This window comes from Colwellia sp. 75C3, from assembly GCF_002836255.1.
GTDB lineage: Bacteria > Pseudomonadota > Gammaproteobacteria > Enterobacterales > Alteromonadaceae > Colwellia.
The window spans coordinates 94,450-112,549 of record NZ_PJAU01000047.1 but is presented as its reverse complement, the minus strand read 5'-3'; the positions used below and the strand labels follow the sequence as shown (position 1 = coordinate 112,549).

Genomic DNA, 18,100 nt, shown 5'->3' with positions numbered 1-18,100 from the left:
CTGACTAACTGATATAGTAATAAAAAGACAATTACATTGGTTAGGAAAAATTTAATGAGTTATGAAATTAAGCCCATCAAAGCACATCAGGACCTACAGGTTTGCGAAATAATTAAAAAAGTTGGTGCAGAGTTTGGCGCCGTAGGTGAAGGCTTTGGCCCTTCTGATGCTGAAGTTAATGCAATGAGCGAGCATTATAAAAATGAAGATGCTAGCTGTTACTTAGTTGCGACTATCGAAGAGAAAATAGTTGGTGGCTGTGGTATTGCTGCTTTTAATGATAGTGATGAAATATGTGAGTTACGTAAGTTATTCCTACTGCCAGAAAGTCGAGGGTTAGGCCTTGGCAAAAAACTTACTGATCACTGTTTAGCTTTTGCTAAAGCTCAAGGCTACAAACAATGCTACTTAGATACATTAACTAGCATGACATCAGCAATTTCTCTCTATGAAAATCTCGGTTTCATCCATCTAGATAACCCCTTAGCAGGTACTATCCACAGCGGTTGTGATGTGTGGATGTTAAAACAGCTGTAATCTATTCACTACAGCACAGCTATTTATACCTTGTAAGTAATGTCGTTCTAATCGTTACTGTCTTGAAATAAGTTTACTCTTAGCTAGTTCTTAATTACCCTAGTTTATACCCGTTCCACTTGAAGATGCAGAATTCAGCTGGAATTATAAACGCCTTTAAGTAAGGCATTGATTGAAAATAATAGTTATTCTATTGTCGAAATCAATAACGTAACATAAAGCGTTTATAAACCAGCCCTTTGGGGAAGCCGGAGTAAACCATATTCATCGTTACATTTATTTTTAAGGGAATAACCCTTAACAAAAAATGTGCCTTGAATATGATTCGCTCAGGTTTCCTGAAACGAGCATTTTCAAGTAGAGCGGGTATATAAAATTAAAGCTCACTCATGGGCTAATTCGCAATAAATAAAGGCTATCCATTAATGTTATCAACTTTTTTTAAAACAAAACCTGTCATTGATGAATCAAGCAAAGAATGGATTTTTGATACTTTTTCTTGGTGTCTCGACCAACTTGATAGCGATTTTTTCAAAAAAAATAGTGAGTTAATATTACCTAATAATACTTTTTATCCGGGTAGCTCAAGCAGCGCCGAAGAAATGTCCGCTGCGATCTTTGCCAATACCCTCAAGTACGCGGGTATGAGCCAATGGCCGATAAAGCTTGAACCTGCTGAGAGTTTTGTGCAAAAACCTATGCCTCAGCTAACATTTGCATCATCGCTGCGTGGAGAAAGCGCAAAGGTCAGCTCAGTATCAGGTAGTCAGATAAGTTATAAAGTTGAAGGGGAAGCTATAGCTGGGAGCTTAGATGCGAGCATAGGCATTGCTTTTCATTCAAGTCAGCTTAATCAACCGCAAGATATGATTGCCTATTTAGTGCAAAGACAAGCAGGTATTTTAGTTAATCAACATGGCGCAATTTCCTCAGGTATAAGTGCACCAGGTGGCCAAGAAGTCTTTGCGCAAACTATAGATTTAGTTGCTTGCTTTATGGGCTTTGGTGTCATTTTTTCCAATACCGCTTACCAATTTAAAGGCGGTTGTGGCTCGTGTAATAACCAAAACCTTAACCGTCAAGCAGCGTTACCTGAATTAGAAACAGTTTATGCATTAGCATTATTTTGTGTCATGAAAGGCGTTGAAATTAAACAGGTAAAGAAAGAACTAAAGTCTCATTTATATAAACCCTTTCGCCAAGCGCACAAAGAGATTTCATTGTATTTACAACAATCTACTAATCCTAACCATGCACAACTAATCGCAGCTAATAGTAAATAGATATCTATTTTGTCTCGTTTTTACTTGAATCGACTTTCCACAGGTTTTTTTGTCAATAAAACCTGTTAGCCTGTATATTCACTTTTATAAACTATGCGTATTAAGCAAGTTTATAAAAGTGATGCCAAGTGGCTTATGTGCCTAATACGAATAGTCACTAGTACTAAAAAAGCATTCACCTACAGGAGTTATTTATGTCTTTAAGAGCAGTTTGTAACGGTTTAATTATTTTGGCGGGAGTTAGCTTAACACTGACTTCTTTTATCACTCATGCTGAAGTTAAGGCTGAAGTGTCTGCCCAAGACAAACTGTTAGTCTTAACAAATAATTACCAGAAAATTTGTACATCACAAGCCTGTCAGGATCAACTAATACAATTAAAGAAATATGGTCGCTGGGGCGATGCTAAATCACAACTTGTTGTAGGTAGTAGCTATTTGTATGGCGACGGTGTTGAACAAGATATCGATAAGGCAATAAGTTGGCTGAAGCGTACAGCTTATAATGAATCTTCAAATGCTGCTAAGTACTCCCTGCACGCTTTTCATATCATGGCACAGCTATATCAGAAAGGCATTGGTGTCGAACAAGACCTAAGCCTAGCAAATAAATATTTGGATAAATTAGCTGAGAAAAATTACGGACCTGTATTGTTTAATAGAGCATTCATCGAATTTGAACAAAGTAACTTAGCAAAAGGCATAACCTTACTAGAGCAAGCCAGTGAGAGTTACTTTGCAGAGGCAAGTTATTACCTCGCAAGAATGTATCAACAAGGAGACTTCATTGATAAAGATATCAAAAAGTCTGCCCTTTATTATGAAAAAGTAGTCAGGGGTGATTATAAAGATAGCCGGCAGCGACTAGAAAAAATAATTTCTGAGTTGGAAGAAAACTCAAGAAAACTCACTGCTAGTACGTTAACAGAAGAGCAAACATTGATTAACAAGCTAAATGCTACCCTTGATATTGAAGTTATTACCGTTAATTCTTACTCAATGAAGATAAAAGATCCTATGACAAATCTAATAGTCCGTTTAAAGCAAAACAGTGCTAAATTTGCACCATCAACGGGAAGTAGAATTAGAGGCCGTACTTGTGGTCAAACATCGTATCCTTGCAAAGGCATGTCTTCAGAAGATATTGACGATGCAAGAAATGAAAGCCGCACTCCTGACTATTAACTAAGGCCAGTCAACAGGCACTATTTTAAGGCCTTACATTGGTGTATATGATTGAATAAATCACTTTGATGTACACCGTTATCCTCAACAATGCTAAAGACTGAATATCCAATAATACTTAGTGAGCTGTCTAGATCAAAAAAAGATAAACCTGTCACTTACCTCACTTTCACCTCGCTTTAAGTCATTCAAAATAACAATAAAAAAAGAACTGATTTTATCGTGTGTAACTCCATAACGTTTCATGTAAATTAGCCATTCAAATAGCTAATGTAATGGCTAAAGCATCTGCTCAATAATTCTCTACACACTGACATGGAGTTAACGTGAAACCACAATTTGGCATACTATTTTTAGTTTTCGCTGCATTAATAGCGATGGGCACAGCTGCTGCGCACCTATCTTGTATTTATTTTGGTCCCCAATGTTATGCCGCACAAATGGCGCCAGCACTCATTGTAGAATCGGCTATGAATGGTACGTATTTAGCACCAATAGGTACTCTATTCGCCTCTGGTATTTTTGTTGTGCTAGGTCTTTATGCCTTAGCTGGCGCGGGATTTACCAGTAACACACTAGATAAACTGCCAATGGTAAACTATGCCATTTATACTATAGCGACCTTATGTATTATTCGCGGTGTTTTGCCGTTACAATTATGGTTTCGCCATCCCGAAAAAGTGAATGATGTTGTTTTTTACGTAGGTATTGTCTGGCTTATTGCAGGGCTGTTGTATTTATTTGGCTATCAAATATGTCTTAAACAACGTTTAACAAAATAACAGCTATTACTGATTGTTTACCTACTATCGTTACTCACAATTAGGAGTGAATATTTATGATCCATCCTTTTCATTTATCCTTTGTCGTGCCCGATAAAGAGCTAGCGCGTTCTTTTTATATAGATACTTTAGGTTGCTCGTTAGGTCGAGATAATGAAACTTGGTTTGATATACTTTTTTTTGGTCATCAACTCACTATTCATCAAGCTTCTGAAAAGTTACCTGCCTTTCAAATAAATCATTTTGGTCCTATTTTGAACAAAAATGAGTGGTCAGCTGTAGTACAGAAATGTGAAGATAATGCCATAGAGATTATTTTACCTGCGACAATAAGAAATACAGAAAAAGAAGGTGAATCGGGTAAGTTTATAGTTAAAGACCCAAGTGGCAATGTTCTTGAATTTAAATATTATGCAGATTTTACTAAAACCTTGGCTAAACAATAAGAGCTGTTAAGTCGTTATGCCTAATGGAGATGTCATTGAATATTCTAGTTGTAAGTAGTAGCCAAAGAGATGAGTCTAAAAGTTTTGATGTCGCAAAATATGTGCAAAAAAACATATTGAATGATATGCAAGGTGTTAACTCATCCGTGTTGGATTTATCACGTTACCCTTTTTTATTAGACCATTATGGTGTCGCTAGAGAGGGTTCAGGTAGAGACGACTCAACAACTTTAGCTAGCAATAAAGATGAGGTGTTAAGTCAATTATACGCCTGTGATGCGGTGGTTTTTATAGCGCCTGAATGGGGCGGTATGATCCCCCCTGCCCTTGTTAATTTATTACTATTAACCGCTAATGGCTCTGCCAACGGTTTACCGCTAGGTCACAAACCGGCTTTTGCCATCGGTGTTTCAGCCTCTAGTGGTGGTAGTAATCCTATTTCATTATTGAAAGGTTATGCCGCCAAAAACAGTCACCTTACCTGGTTACCGTTACATGCCATTATTCAAAATGTAGATGATTTTTGGCGCAAGCTTGGGATCCAACACTTGATAATAGATTCTCACAGGTACAATCACGTTTATTAGTCGGTTTAAAGAGTTTAACTATCTACGCCAAGCAATTAACGGGTGTGAGAGAAGAGTTGGTAACGTTGTCAAAAGTACATCCCTTTGGTCAGTAATTTACAATCGTACTTTAGCCAATATAAATTAGAATGAAATATGCATAATGAAGGAATTATTTTGAAAAAAATAACTGGCTATATCTGCTTAGTTCTATCTTTTGTGGCTTGGAGCGTTATTATTGCACTACCATTTATGGATATTTCCAACAGTGAAATGGTAACAACAAGCACTGGGCTGATTATTTCTGGTGAGGTTTTATTTATCGCTGCTATTGCCTTATTAGGCAAGGAAGCTTGGCTGAAAATAAAAGCTATTTTTAAAAGTAAAAAATAGCTTTTATATGAAAAATTACCGGCAAAAAAAAGGCGCTTGAATGAGCGCCTTTGTCCTCTTTAACTTACTACATTATTAATGTGCAGGTATTTCTCTTTGTTTTTTTGTTACTTTTTTTGTTACTTTAGTTGGCTGAGTTTTGGCTCCTTCAACTATCGGTGTAAAGAGGCCGACATCAATAGTGGTTTGCCACTCATCTTCCCAGCGGCTTAAATCATCAAGCATGATGGTATTAATACGAGGGCGAATATATTGTCCTATCTCGTTATCCTCAATATCACCATCTCCATCTCTATCCCAACCAGAAACTGAATGTTCAAAAACTAACGCTCGACCTTGCTCATCTACCGAGATAACTTCCCAAGTACGATGTCTATCATTCCATTCATCAACTCTATACATATTTACTTGACGGCCACTAGTATCCCAAATCCAACGGTTATCACCTAAGTAAAAATGATCAACATCAAATTCATCCCAGCTATTTTCGCCAGCCATACCGCTAATCCCTCTATTTAATGTTCCATCTGCGGCAAAGTGATAGCCCCAAACATCTAAAAAGTTAAGTTTATCACCGTCCCAAACATCGTCTATACTGCCATTTATATAAGCTAAATGTACTTGAGGTAGCTCGGTAGCTAAGTTTTTTGTAAAGGCAGCAGAGCTATCATCAAACTGTGCTATTTGTCTTGCGACAACAAATTCTAATTCGTTATCAAGCCATTTTTCTATTTTTGTAAGATGTCCCTTACCTTCTGAGCTAAATGGTGTAAATTTATAGGTTACATTTTTATTCGTTAACGCTAATACACCTTCGTTAAGTGAAGCCGTGAACTCTTGCTTAGCAAACTGAGCAACCGCTACTGTGCCTTTAATAGTCACCAAATCACTCATTACTTCAGTCATTTCTTCTAGGTTATTATAATCAGTAACCGTCGCATCGAAATTTAGCACCCAGTCACCGGCAAGATCATCAATAGTTTTACCTATAAATGCGCTGTTTGGTGTATGTACTAAAATCTGATTTCGAGAAAACGTTTCTGTTGTTCTTGGCGTTGCATCTTTCCAGTCAACACCAGCAGGTAATGTTAATTCAGTAAAAGACTCACCGCTGACATTCACTTGATAACTGGTTGGTGTACTTGCCAGTAAAACAGAACGTTCTGTGCTATTACCCGAAATCATTTCCAATTGGACAAAGTTATCCATTAAGCCAGCATCTGTAGCTGTAACTAATTCATCAACTACTGATTGTGCAATATTATGATTGGTTACTAAATCACCATATGGGTATTTACTATAAACGGTGTTTTCATAAAATCCATCTAAATAAACAACATTAAGGCCACCTCCAACAACTGCCCAAGTAAAATTACTTACTCCAGCCATACTATTACTGTTGTTTCGGAAACTATAACTTTTACCCGTACCGTCAACTGAAAAATTAAGACCGGTACCACTATATTCATTCCAACCTTCTTTGGCGCCATATAAATCGATCATGACTTTTCCAGCAATGCTGTCTGTATTAAATTGCTCAACAACATTTGGATCAGAGATAGTTTCTTCTACTGCGGCTTCCAAAGCGACTTCAAACGCTTCAGTTGGTTCACCATTTTCATCAACAAGTTCACTTTCGACTAAGTATTCTTCAATCGCGTCACTGGTTGTTGACGTTTCACCTTCCACCGCTTCAGTATCTAAAATAGATAAGACGGTTTCACCTTCAGGTATTTCAAAGTCAGTATTGTCAACGAGTAATTTAATAAAACCAGCGGTTTCAATAAGTTCTTCAGTGCTAATCTCACCGGCCAACTCGTTAAATTCTTCTTCGTTAGCAATCTCACCACTCTCACTTCGATCTTTTACCAATAAGTACGTTGCCGTAGATACGTGGGTAACATTGGTTGTATTATTTTCATCATTAGTTAACTGACGATTATCATCAACTGATGCTAGTAGCGTACTGGTTTTACCCGCTACAGCAATTAATTCTACATTTTCTTGACCGTTGGCGGGATTACCTTTGGCATTAATGAAAATAAGTGCTGACATATCATTAATAGTAATTGGTAAGGTATAGTTGCCCTGTGCATCCGCTTCAACTTCAAATACGTCGTCGCCAATGGTAATTGATACTAATGCGTTGGCAATAGGGGAGTCTGTAACCAGGCCTGATAGTGTCATGGTATGGTTTACAGTTACTTCAATGCTAGCCTCTGCGGTTAATTCACCATCAGAAACTTCATAAGTGATAGTTTCTGATGTCGCAACATCTGCTTGAGGTGTATAAACTATTTGATTATTAACAATTTCTACCGTACCACTTTGAGGCTGATTAATAATAGATGAAATAGTTAGTTGATCATCATCTTCATCTGTATCATTCGCTAATACATCAATCGTTGTTATTTCATTATTTTGCACTAAAGCCGTATCACTCATTGCTTTGGGAGCACTATTAACTACTGGTATTATAGCTGCTATATCTTCAACCACAGTGGAAGTGGAGTCACTACCACAGCCAGATAAAATCGCTGCCGCTAGTAGTGAGATTGTAATGTTTTTATTCATTTGCATTCCTTTACATAATGTTTATATACATATTTAAAATGGTATTTATATAACTCGACGTTCACTAGTTTAGGTAAAGTTTCAATATATGAAAGTTTTAATTTAATATTATTGATAATTCACTATATCCATTCACTTATGATCGGTGATAGCTATTTAGTGTAATAAATTGAGAACAGAGTAGAGAAATCAATAATGGACTAGCCATTATTGGCTTGATGATTATTGTCACTTATACCTAATGGCTAAATCGTCTGCCTTGATTGTGTTTAATTACCCCTAGCATAGGTTTTGGGCTGTTGATGGTTGTCGGTACTCATGTAGTCTTAACGTTGGAATATTTATCGCTAGTTTGCCTGGTAACGCTGATGGCAGTGTTGGCCGTAAAACCTGTCAACTAGCTGTTGGCATTGAACTCAACAATCAGGTTTACACATTATTTATGCTGACGAGCAACTCATTAATTTTGCTGTATTTGTTAATGGCTATACTGGAGACACTAAGCCTTATTGCCTTAATTCATTTACCGCTATCAATTTTTACTGGTTGGCGCTTTCAAACATAAATCAAGTATTGGTAGTTTTCCGAAAAATGTATCCGAAAACGTAGCGGCGACCATAACAACGCTATTTTTATTAGGACTATCAATACTTGTAGGTTAGGGCAATCTAAACCTCATATCTCCTCATAAACCGCCTGCCTAACTGATATTAAATCAATATAGAACAGGCATAAAAAAACGGAGCTAAACTCCGCTTTTTTTTATAAGTACTGACTGTTAATTACTTATTTTTACCTGCTATATATTGATCAACTAAACGCGTTAAGATATCTAATGGAACCGCGCCATTTTTTAGAATCACATCATGAAAGTCTCGTAAATCAAACTTATCACCCAGGCTAGATTTAGCTTTCTCTCGTAACTCTAACATTTTCATCATGCCCACTTTATACGAAGTGGCTTGTCCTGGCATAACGATGTAACGCTCAATTTCTGAAACAACATCACTTTTAACCATAGCAGTATTAGCTACCATATAGTCAATTGCTTCTTGTCGAGTCCAGCGTTTATGATGAATGCCGGTATCAACAACTAAGCGTACCGCACGAAATAACTCAGCCTATAAACGACCTACATTGTCAAAAGGGTCATCTTGAAAACCTAAATCCCACGCTAGACGTTCAGTATATAATGCCCAACCTTCAGTATAAGCCGTGAAAGGTGACATGCGACGAAACAGTGGCATACCTTCTAATTCCATTGCTATGGCAATTTGAAAATGATGACCTGGAATACCTTCGTGATATGCAAGGGTTCTCATACTGTACTTGGGTGTTGCTTTGATATCGTATAAGTTAGCAAAGAACATGCCCGGTCTACTTCCGTCAATTGAAGGCTGTTGGTAATAAGCACCAGGCGCTGTTTTTTCTTTAAACTCAGGGATTCTACGCACCTTCATACTCGCCTCAGGACGAATACGGAAAGCTGAATCTAAACCAACATTGATTTCATCAAGAATGGTTTGATAATCCACTAATATTTGTTCTCTACCCTCTTTGGTATCTGGGTAGTAGAATTCATCTTTAGCGGCTAAAGTTTCAATCGCAGCGGTGAATCCTTGACTAATATCATAATTCTCTTTTTCTAAAATAGTCAATATTTCTAGTTGAATTCGATCAACTTCGCTTAGACCAGTGTCATGAATATAATCAGCACTATAGTCTGTGGTAGTAAAAAATTTAAGTGATTGCGCATAGACTTTATCACCATCAGGTAGCTTCCATAAGCCGTCATCTGTGGTGGCTTTATCGGCGACTCTTTCAAAGTAATCTATAAACAATTGATAGGCAGGATGTACAGAGGCAATAATCTCCTCTTTGGCTAAATTTAATAGTCTGGTTTGATCTGCAGTAGAAACGCCTTCTGCTTCAGATAATTTTTTTTGTAATGATGAATACAGAATGTTTTCTTCAACAGGTTTGCTCACAAACGCTGTCATTTCTTCAAGTACACGGTCAATAACAAAACGTGGAGGAAGAATACCTTTTTCTTCACGTAGTTTTAAACCTTCAAGACTTTGAGAAAATTTAACTTTTACTTTATTAAGTCGAGCAAATACAGGGTAATTTCTTTGGATAATAACTGCGATTCATCTAAGCCACTATCATCATAGGATAGTAATGTTTGATGTACCGTTTTCATCTCAGCAAAAAGAGCATCAGTCTTTTCTGGCCGATTATCATCAAGTTTAGCATTATGCCCCGTAATACCTATGGACTCCAAAAAACCTAGAGATGTCAGCATTTCTGGGCTATCAAAGGCTTGTTTTACTACTGTTCTATCAAGAAATGCTCGTAGCATGAAGGGTTTTTCGGCATACCATTCATGCGATGCAAATGCACCGCCTAGTAATATTAGCGTTAATAGGGACAGTCCTATCCATTTAAAAAATCTATTTAACCATTTGATTTACTCTGTTATTATTTTTATACAGGGGATTTATCCTAAACGCCAATAGTAAGGGACTTCAAACACTAATGATATAAATTTACAATTTTTTAACTAAATCCGACGGAACGCTAGCTAGCAAATTTACAAAGTGTTGTCACAACGGGTGGTACTTGCTATCGCTTCCAAAATACATTTATTAATGCACCAACCATAATTAAGCCCCCGCCGATAATAGTGGTAGCCATAGGTACTTCACTAAAGTATGCCCAACCAATAAACACTGAAAACAATACTTGCACATAAGCATAAGCCGTTGCTTTATTAGCATCAGCGCTGTGCAGTGCTTTGGTTAATCCTACCTGCCCTACTTGGGTGAATATCCCCACTAAAATGAGTAAACCTGTCGCCGCTAAACTCGGCATAACAAAGTCACTACCTAGCATGATCATAGAAATGGGAAAGGCAACCAGTGGGAAATAAAAGATAATGACTGAGCTGTCATCAGTTTTAGTCAGTTTTTTGATAATAATATAAGCCACTGCACTACCAAATGCCCCCAATACGCCTGCACCTATACTAATCCACGGATACTGAACGACACTGTCTAATTGTAAATTCGGCTGAACTAAATTAGGTTGAATAATGATGAATAAACCAAGCAAACTGATAACGATACAAGCGATGGTTGAGCGTTGTATGGTTTCTTTCAAAAAATACAATGCCAGCACAGCGGTAAACACAGGATGCAAATATTGTAATACCGTAGCTTCTGCCAAAGGCAACGTTGTTACCGCATAATAAACAAACATCAGCGCAAACGATCCGACAGTACCACGTGCAATCAGTAATATTTTATTATGTCCCCATAGAGAGATTTTTTTACGCTTAATGTCAGCATAACTAATAATGCCCGAGACGATTGCCCTTGCAGCAACAATTTCAAGTACTGGAATACCTAAACCGCTAACCTCTTTTACACAGGCCGCCATTAAGGCAAAACCTAACGCCGAGATCAACATATACCAAACACTCATTGGCATTGAATTTTTTACACTAGTGAACATCGATTAGTTACTCTGATTGAAAAGCGGAAGGAGAGCCAAAGGTACAGTAACCATTCTACCCTATTAAAGATGCCTACCTATAGTAAGCCAAGCGTTATTATTCTGTCAGTATCCACTTAGCCCACACTAACGCACAGTAAAAAAATAACAAATACCGTGAATTCAATATATTTCATTGATTGAGAATATGTTTAACCGAACTAATGATTCATCAGTGTAGTATTTATTTGATGATGGCAGCAGGTTATGCCACTGTTTAATTCATCGCTTAAAAGTGATGTGCTAGTAGAAATATAAATGTGTGTTCAATTATCCCATTTAAAGGATGTTTTCTACTCAAGAGAAGAGTTTGTAAATACTGTTTGTTCTATCCACAGCGAAGCGAATACAAGAGACTTGATGTATAGTTATGTGGAATAAAGAATAAACGAATAAATACACCTACTCTATCAACATAATAAGAAAGGGAAATTCGTTATGAATAAACACGAACTATATCAATTGGTTGCTGTTATTAGTGCGGCTATTGAAGTACGCGACTATTATACCTCAAAACATCAGAGTCGAGTTTCCCACCTTGCTCGCTGTATTGCACAAGAGCTTGCCTTACCTAAAGATAAAATTGAAAATACTAGAATCGCTGCCACGCTCCATGATATTGGTAAGTTAGGAGTTCCTACCGCTATTCTTGCCAAGGTAGGAGAACTCAGAAAAGAGGAGTTCGCCTTAATAAAACAGCACTCAGTAATCGGTGAAGGTATTTTAAATAACGTTGATTTTGAAGGGCCAATAGCAACTATTGTTCGACAACATCATGAGAGGCTCGATGGCTCAGGGTATCCTGATGGCTTAACGGGTGATCAAATACTAATAGAATCAAAAATAGTTGCCGTTGCTGATGTAGTAGAGTCAATGAGTTCGTCCAGAGCTTATCGCCAAGCAAAAGGATTGTCTGCCGCTATTGATGAGATTGTTAAAAATAGAGGCCTGCTGTATGAACCCGATGTTGTCGATGCTTGTTGTAGGCTTTATCAAAAACATAAAGCTGATTTATTTGATATGGATAAACCAATCACTGACTTAAAATGCGAACTCGCTTAACGGTTTGCTTATACCAATTCCGTTAAATTATTGACCACTTGTACTGGCTAAAATTCTCCATGACGGCGTTGCTTTCAATCCCAATAGCCAGCTATTGGTCAATCAAGGGCCTTGCCTTGAAATATTTTTACTTCGTACAACAAGATCAGAAACTTATCGGAATTGGTATTACATAAAAAATCCACTGTCTGAGTATTTGTGTTTAAAGCTTTTAAGAGTGAATGATGAAACTTTGATTGTGTCATTTCTAATAGAACAATCAGCGAATAAACAGGTATCGTAGCCATCACCTCCAATAAGCCGACTTCATTTGAATAAAAAAGTCGACTAAATATGGCGATCATTACGATAGCCTAAAATGAAAATTCAACAGTAAAGGCTATTGAGACCGTTAATAAAAATCCAATGTAGTGCATTACGTTCCGCAATAATCATTGAAAACCATTACGCATATTTTCTTGGCGAGGCAGAATAAAAATATTAACTCCGGCTACATAAGGAAAGCGCGCCTGTTTAGTTATTCCGTTTAGGTAAAAATAATCCTCAAATAATAAATAACTAAAAAACAATGTGATAGATCAATAAAAGCATCAGTTAAATGCAAAGTTCCCTTGTTAAAGAGTAGAGTAGTCGCTCTATTTAATTCCATACAATAAACAAGGTTACTATAGTGATTGTTAATAATCGTACCAAGTCCGTTAGTTTTATCATTATTTCTACACTTATATTGCTGTCGGTAATTCTCAGTTTTTTGACGAATCCCGTTAGCCCAACCCCTTGGGTGTTGGTGATAGCATTGTGCCTCATGCCACTTATACGACAGAGCCATATTAAGCAAATTAAGTGGAGTAAGGAATACAACATAGGTATTGAATATATTGACCAAGACCATAAGAAATTACTGCACCTATTAAACCAATTTAGCATCGCTTACGATTATGCCCAGTGTGAAGAGTTTGAACGTGAAGCCTTAGAAGATTTAGTGAGCTGGACTAAGTATCACTTTAAGCGTGAAGAAAAACTAATGGAAGATTATCGTTATCCTGGTTTAGTTGCGCACAAAGAAGAACACCAAGCGATGATGGAGCAAGTGGAAGAGTATGTAAGTATCTATAATAGAGAAGGTCATGATTCACTTAAACAAGTGACTAACTTGCTTACTTTTTGGTTAATTAATCATATCCAAGAGTCAGATACTAAGTACCGGAATTACTTGCTAGAGCTTGGTGCTGATGAGTTTGATAGTTAATATCTTGCATTAGCTAAGCTATATTATTCATATCTTCACGTTTTTTGAAGAGTTAACACTAAAAAGCTACGCGTAAATCTTTTAGGATTTATAGCGTAGCTTTTTTATTTATACCAATTCCGATAAGTTTCTGATCTTGTTGTACGAAGTGAAAATATTTCAGGGCAAGGCGCTTGATTGACCAATAGCGGGCTATTGGGATTGAAAGCAACGCCGTCATGGAGAATTTTAGCCAGTACAAGTGGTCAATAATTTAACGGAATTGGTATTAGCACGCTTACGCGATTCAGTGAGTGTGAACTATTCATACGCTAATTGTATAACTATCCCCTCTAGTTCAGCTACTTATAACCAGCAGCAGTCCTATCCCCTCTCACTTACTGCTACCACCAAAACGTTACAATAACGTTACTTTTGTTAAAAAGATGAGAAATACAAGATATACAATATATACAATATTGTATATGATGTTTTTCGCTACAAAGTTCGCTTAATTTATCATCATTAAATTTACACTATTTCGTTTGTAGCGAGTTGATAAATAAAAACAACAAACCTTTGATATCCAGTGCTTTTATAGTGAATTTTTAACTTAGGGAAAAGACCAAATACAGAAAGCAGTCCAATTGGTATGAGTTAAGTAACTGACTATCAGATAAAAATATAATAATAAACAAGGATAGAAAATGAGTCTCATAAACAATAAAGTGATGAGTCTGTCTATGTTAATGGTGCTTTGTGCATCGTTAACTGCTGTAGCGGGAAAGCAAACGCCAAGCAATGGCCTTGCGAAAGAGTCAAAAGTTAAAACAAGCAAGCAGACAACGCCTGTTAAACATAAAACATTAGTGAAAGGAAATACCCTAGCTAAAAGTTTACTAAAAAGTCGCAATATTAATCAGTCACGTATTAGTGCTGCAAACCAAGTTTGTGCCATTGATGAAAACGGTCAAGACTGGAGTAAATTACAGAAAAAATTAAATAAAGAACTTAAACAACGTTCGTTGTTTTCGGCAAAATCAACTAAGTCAGCTAAGACATTAACAAGAAGCCGTATGGCTAGTCCCACGAGCTTTGCGACAACCGCAGTACAAAATAATGCTGTTGCTGGACGTTATTATATTCCGGTAGTTTTTCATGTTTACGGTGAAATGTTTGCCTGTGATGATGCCGAACAAAGCTGCTTAACCGACGCTAAAATTATTGATGCACTACAACGCCTTAATGAAGACTTTCAAGGCACCAATACACAAGATGGCCCGATTGCTCCGCAATTTCAAGCCATTCGTGACAATTTAAATGTTGAGTTTGTGCTTGCTAAGAAGTCACCTAGTGGCGCTGATAGTAACGGTATAGTTCGTTATGATCGTGAGCAAGCAGGTTACGGTAATGGCAGCGGTGCTGACGATTTAATTGCCGCCGATGCTTGGGATAACCTTAAGTACATGAACGTTTATATTATGAACGACTTGTATGATGATGGTTCAACCAACAACTCTGGTGTCGCTTGGTATCCTGATTTATCAATGACCCAAGCCAACACATCACGTGTGGTTTATAACGGTTGGTATGTTGGTGATAACACCGATGAAAACTTCCGTTCAGTATTAACGCACGAATTTGGTCATTGGCTGAATTTACCGCACACCTTTTCAGATAACACCTGTTCGTTAGCGAATGAAACCTTCTGTGCTTTAACCGGTGATAGAAGCTGTGATACCCCGCAAATGTCTTTATCAACAGACATGTATGAAAATTCTAAAAACTGTCTTGGTCAACCGACTAATACCGAGAACTTCATGCACTATACCAGCAACTATGCCATGTTTACTCAACATCAAGTGGCTCGTATGACCGCCGCTTTACATGGCGATGCGCGTTCAAGCCTTTGGTCAAATGACAACTTAGTGGCTACCGGTCTAACAGACTTCACCAGTAATGCCGATCATCCGTGGGATGGCATTTCAGGTGTTGATAATGGTCCAACTGGCGATGTTATCGCAAGTTTTGATAACTTATCAGCAGTAAAAGACGCGATTGATACTTATGTAGTTGATGCGCCAGCTGGCACTGAAGCGTTAGCATTTTACTTATCGGGTTACAGTCAAGATCCTGATATGTATGTCTCTGCTGGTCAAGAATCGACAGCATTAGCTGATGGTTCATGGAAAGCAGATTACATTTCATTTTTGTCTACGGCCACGCCAGAGTTCATCGGTGTTTTAGGGCCAAAAACAGATGACTCATACTATGCAACGGTACATGCCTTTAGCGCTTATGATCAAGCTAACTTACAAATATTAGCGGTTGAAGATCCTTTATTAGCTACCGGAAATAAACGCTACCACGTTATGAAGCAAGCGGGCATTTGGTCTGCCGCAGGCGTAGCGCCGAAAAACTATCAATTTACTATCCCTGATGCTGCTGAAAAAGTAGTGATCGTTTTTGCCGGTGCTTACGGCGGCGATCCAGATATGTATGTTAGTCGCAATAAAGCCGTTGATACACAAGCTGCTGACTGTGCACCATTTAGCGCATCTAAATTAGCTGAATATTGTGAGTTTGCACAAGGTGGTACCTTTAATATCTTAATCGACCCTTTTGCAGAATATTGGGATGGCGAATTACATGTTTATTATGAAACAAGTGATGACAGCAATCAGCCTCCTTTCGCAAATACCGCGCCTAGCCACCAAGCGATGCTTGATCATGAAGTGCACTTCAAAGGTGATTCTTCAACAGATGTAGATGGCAGTATTGTTAGCTACCTTTGGGATTTCGGTAATGGTGATAGCAGTACAGAAATCAATCCGGTTTATATTTATAACCAGTTAGGTCAGTACAATGCAAGCTTGACTGTTACTGATGACATGGGCGTAAGTCGTACAACAAATACCCTCGTTGATATCACTTTATATAACCCTAATGATGCGGTGTTATGTGACGGTTGTAGCCGTGTTTATTTAACCGAAGAAATTGGTTTATCTGCAGCTAAAGGTAGTGAGCCACGTACCTATAAATTCAGCGTACCTACGGCAGCATCACTGGTAGTGATTGAAATTGTTGCCGATTCAAATGGTGATCCTGACTTACACGTTAGTCAAAATAAAGCGGTATCTATTGAATCATTTACTTGTCGTCCTTGGGACGGTCCTGGCGCACTAGAAACTTGTCAGTTCAGTGAAGGTGGCATATTTAATGTAATGATTGATGCTTTTGATGCTTACAGTGACGTTACTTTTAAGGCTTATTACGACATCAGAGATGATGCTGACCATTCAATGCCTAATGAATTACCTATTGCGCAAGCAGGTTCAAGCTACCAAGCCTTTTCGGGTAGTGCCTTAGCGCTTAGTAGTGCTGGTTCTATTGATGAAGATGGCCAAATTATCAGCTACTTATGGGACCTAGGTGACGGAAATACCAGTGACTTAGAAAACCCTGAGCATAGCTACGCAGCTGTAGGTCAATATAACATTAGCTTAACGGTTACCGATAACGAAGGCGCAACGGCTACGGCAACAGCGACAGTTATCGTAAATCCGGCCGGAGATATGGATGGCGATGGTGATGTTGATAGGGATGACATGCGCGCTTTATCTTTAGCCGTTCGTCGTGGTGAACAGCTAGATCCTGCTTTTGATATTAATGGTGATGGCGTTGTTAACTCTCGCGATGTCCGTGCTATGAGAAGTATTTGTTCTTATGATCGCTGTAGTAACATTGCTCCTCCTCCAGAGCCACCAACAGCAATGGCGAGTAGCAATGATAACGTCGACCAATTTGAAACAATCACTTTTAGCAGTGTTGGCTCAAATGATAACTACGGACGTATTGTTAGCTATAGCTGGAACTTTGGTGACGGCGAAAGCAGTAGTTTAGCAAACCCAAGCCATGAATATCAGCAAGTTGGCAGCTATAACGTAATACTCACGGTTACTGATAATGACGGTATGACGGCAACAGACACAATTGCCCTTAACGTTAATTACGGTGCCTTAGTGAATAGCTGTGCAAACCAGACTGCCTTTACTGAAGGTACGATAGAAGCTGGTATTGTCACTTGTTTAGGTACAGATAGTCGTCAAAGCTTCTCTATTCCAGAGATAAATGAACATACAAGTGTCGCAATTACTCTTGCTCACGGTAGTGGTGATTTATCACTGTATTACCGTAATAGCGGCTGGGTAAATATTAATAACGGTAGTTTTGATGCTGCTTCAACCGAAGCAAATAATCAAGCCTGTATCTACCTAGAGCTAAATGCTGACCTTGATTACTGGAGTTACATTGAGCTTACCGGTGCAAGTTCTGGTTCAACTATAGTCGTTGATTTTGATACGCAAGGTTGTCGCCCGGTTCAGTAGATTAATCGTTTAATGAGATTAAACCTACCAACTTATTTATAGCTGACTGCTGATTAGTAATAACTGTTCAGCGATATCGTGCTTAATCTCTTTTTTAACACT

13 protein-coding genes and 1 pseudogene are annotated in these 18,100 nt (G+C 38.0%); 11 read left to right on the top strand and 3 right to left on the bottom strand.

The genetic code is table 11. The annotated features are described in order from the left end of the window. Positions 1-54: 54 nt before the first annotated feature. From CXF85_RS09810 to CXF85_RS09775, 7 genes are all read left to right on the top strand, one after another. Positions 55-537 carry a GNAT family N-acetyltransferase gene (locus CXF85_RS09810; RefSeq protein ID WP_101228348.1) on the top strand — a complete coding sequence of 161 codons (483 nt, stop codon included), beginning with the start codon at positions 55-57 and terminating at the stop codon, positions 535-537. 425 nt (positions 538-962) lie between these two features. Further along, positions 963-1,820, top strand: coding sequence for a hypothetical protein (locus CXF85_RS09800; protein ID WP_101228347.1), 858 nt, complete (start codon positions 963-965; stop codon positions 1,818-1,820). Between the two features lie 194 nt (positions 1,821-2,014). Beyond that, entirely contained in the window at positions 2,015-3,004 is a 990-nt protein-coding gene (locus tag CXF85_RS09795; RefSeq protein WP_101228346.1) for a tetratricopeptide repeat protein, read from the top strand. 326 nt (positions 3,005-3,330) lie between these two features. Beyond that, positions 3,331-3,786, top strand: coding sequence for a hypothetical protein (locus tag CXF85_RS09790; protein WP_101228345.1), 456 nt, complete (start codon positions 3,331-3,333; stop codon positions 3,784-3,786). 56 nt (positions 3,787-3,842) lie between these two features. Then, positions 3,843-4,232, top strand: coding sequence for a VOC family protein (locus tag CXF85_RS09785; protein WP_101228344.1), 390 nt, complete (start codon positions 3,843-3,845; stop codon positions 4,230-4,232). Positions 4,233-4,267: 35 nt separating this feature from the next. After that, a complete protein-coding gene (locus CXF85_RS09780) occupies positions 4,268-4,819 on the top strand; it encodes an NAD(P)H-dependent oxidoreductase (protein ID WP_157829062.1) in 552 nt (183 codons plus the stop codon). 156 nt (positions 4,820-4,975) lie between these two features. After that, positions 4,976-5,191, top strand: coding sequence for a transporter suffix domain-containing protein (locus tag CXF85_RS09775; protein ID WP_157829061.1), 216 nt, complete (start codon positions 4,976-4,978; stop codon positions 5,189-5,191). Between the two features lie 75 nt (positions 5,192-5,266). Here the strand turns inward: CXF85_RS09775 and CXF85_RS09770 are convergent, their stop codons facing one another. Then, the gene (locus CXF85_RS09770) at positions 5,267-7,765 is read right to left on the bottom strand and encodes an Ig-like domain-containing protein (RefSeq protein WP_101228341.1); all 2,499 of its coding nucleotides are present in this window, start codon (positions 7,763-7,765) and stop codon (positions 5,267-5,269) included. Between the two features lie 352 nt (positions 7,766-8,117). Here CXF85_RS09770 and CXF85_RS09765 point away from each other — a divergent pair, with 352 nt between their 5' ends. After that, positions 8,118-8,330, top strand: a complete 213-nt coding sequence (locus CXF85_RS09765; RefSeq protein ID WP_101228340.1) for a hypothetical protein — start codon at positions 8,118-8,120, stop codon at positions 8,328-8,330. 217 nt (positions 8,331-8,547) lie between these two features. On the opposite strand, the pseudogene CXF85_RS09760 reads toward CXF85_RS09765, so the two are convergent. Then, positions 8,548-10,235 (bottom strand): annotated as a pseudogene (locus CXF85_RS09760) (DUF885 domain-containing protein). A gap of 155 nt (positions 10,236-10,390) precedes the next feature. Beyond that, the gene (locus CXF85_RS09755) at positions 10,391-11,281 is read right to left on the bottom strand and encodes a DMT family transporter (RefSeq protein WP_198555577.1); all 891 of its coding nucleotides are present in this window, start codon (positions 11,279-11,281) and stop codon (positions 10,391-10,393) included. Positions 11,282-11,758: 477 nt separating this feature from the next. On the opposite strand from CXF85_RS09755, the gene CXF85_RS09750 reads away from it, so the two are divergent. From CXF85_RS09750 to CXF85_RS23295, 3 genes are all read left to right on the top strand, one after another. Beyond that, positions 11,759-12,382, top strand: a complete 624-nt coding sequence (locus CXF85_RS09750) for an HD-GYP domain-containing protein (protein WP_101228339.1) — start codon at positions 11,759-11,761, stop codon at positions 12,380-12,382. A gap of 805 nt (positions 12,383-13,187) precedes the next feature. Further along, positions 13,188-13,631: a bacteriohemerythrin gene (locus tag CXF85_RS09740; RefSeq protein WP_232771144.1), complete on the top strand. Its 444-nt coding sequence runs from the start codon at positions 13,188-13,190 to the stop codon at positions 13,629-13,631. A 686-nt stretch (positions 13,632-14,317) separates the two neighbouring features. Continuing rightward, entirely contained in the window at positions 14,318-17,998 is a 3,681-nt protein-coding gene (locus CXF85_RS23295) for a PKD domain-containing protein (protein ID WP_101228336.1), read from the top strand. Positions 17,999-18,100: the final 102 nt, after the last annotated feature.

Excerpts from the sequence above, each read along its gene's own strand:
- CXF85_RS09810 (WP_101228348.1), top strand. The coding sequence starts at position 55 with ATGAGTTATGAAATTAAGCCCATCAAAGCACATCAGGACCTACAGGTT.
- CXF85_RS09800 (WP_101228347.1), top strand. The coding sequence starts at position 963 with ATGTTATCAACTTTTTTTAAAACAAAACCTGTCATTGATGAATCAAGC.
- CXF85_RS09795 (WP_101228346.1), top strand. The coding sequence starts at position 2,015 with ATGTCTTTAAGAGCAGTTTGTAACGGTTTAATTATTTTGGCGGGAGTT.
- CXF85_RS09785 (WP_101228344.1), top strand. The coding sequence starts at position 3,843 with ATGATCCATCCTTTTCATTTATCCTTTGTCGTGCCCGATAAAGAGCTA.
- CXF85_RS09770 (WP_101228341.1), bottom strand. The coding sequence starts at position 7,765 with ATGAATAAAAACATTACAATCTCACTACTAGCGGCAGCGATTTTATCT.
- CXF85_RS09755 (WP_198555577.1), bottom strand. The coding sequence starts at position 11,281 with ATGTTCACTAGTGTAAAAAATTCAATGCCAATGAGTGTTTGGTATATG.
- CXF85_RS09750 (WP_101228339.1), top strand. The coding sequence starts at position 11,759 with ATGAATAAACACGAACTATATCAATTGGTTGCTGTTATTAGTGCGGCT.
- CXF85_RS09740 (WP_232771144.1), top strand. The coding sequence starts at position 13,188 with ATGCCACTTATACGACAGAGCCATATTAAGCAAATTAAGTGGAGTAAG.
- CXF85_RS23295 (WP_101228336.1), top strand. The coding sequence starts at position 14,318 with ATGAGTCTCATAAACAATAAAGTGATGAGTCTGTCTATGTTAATGGTG.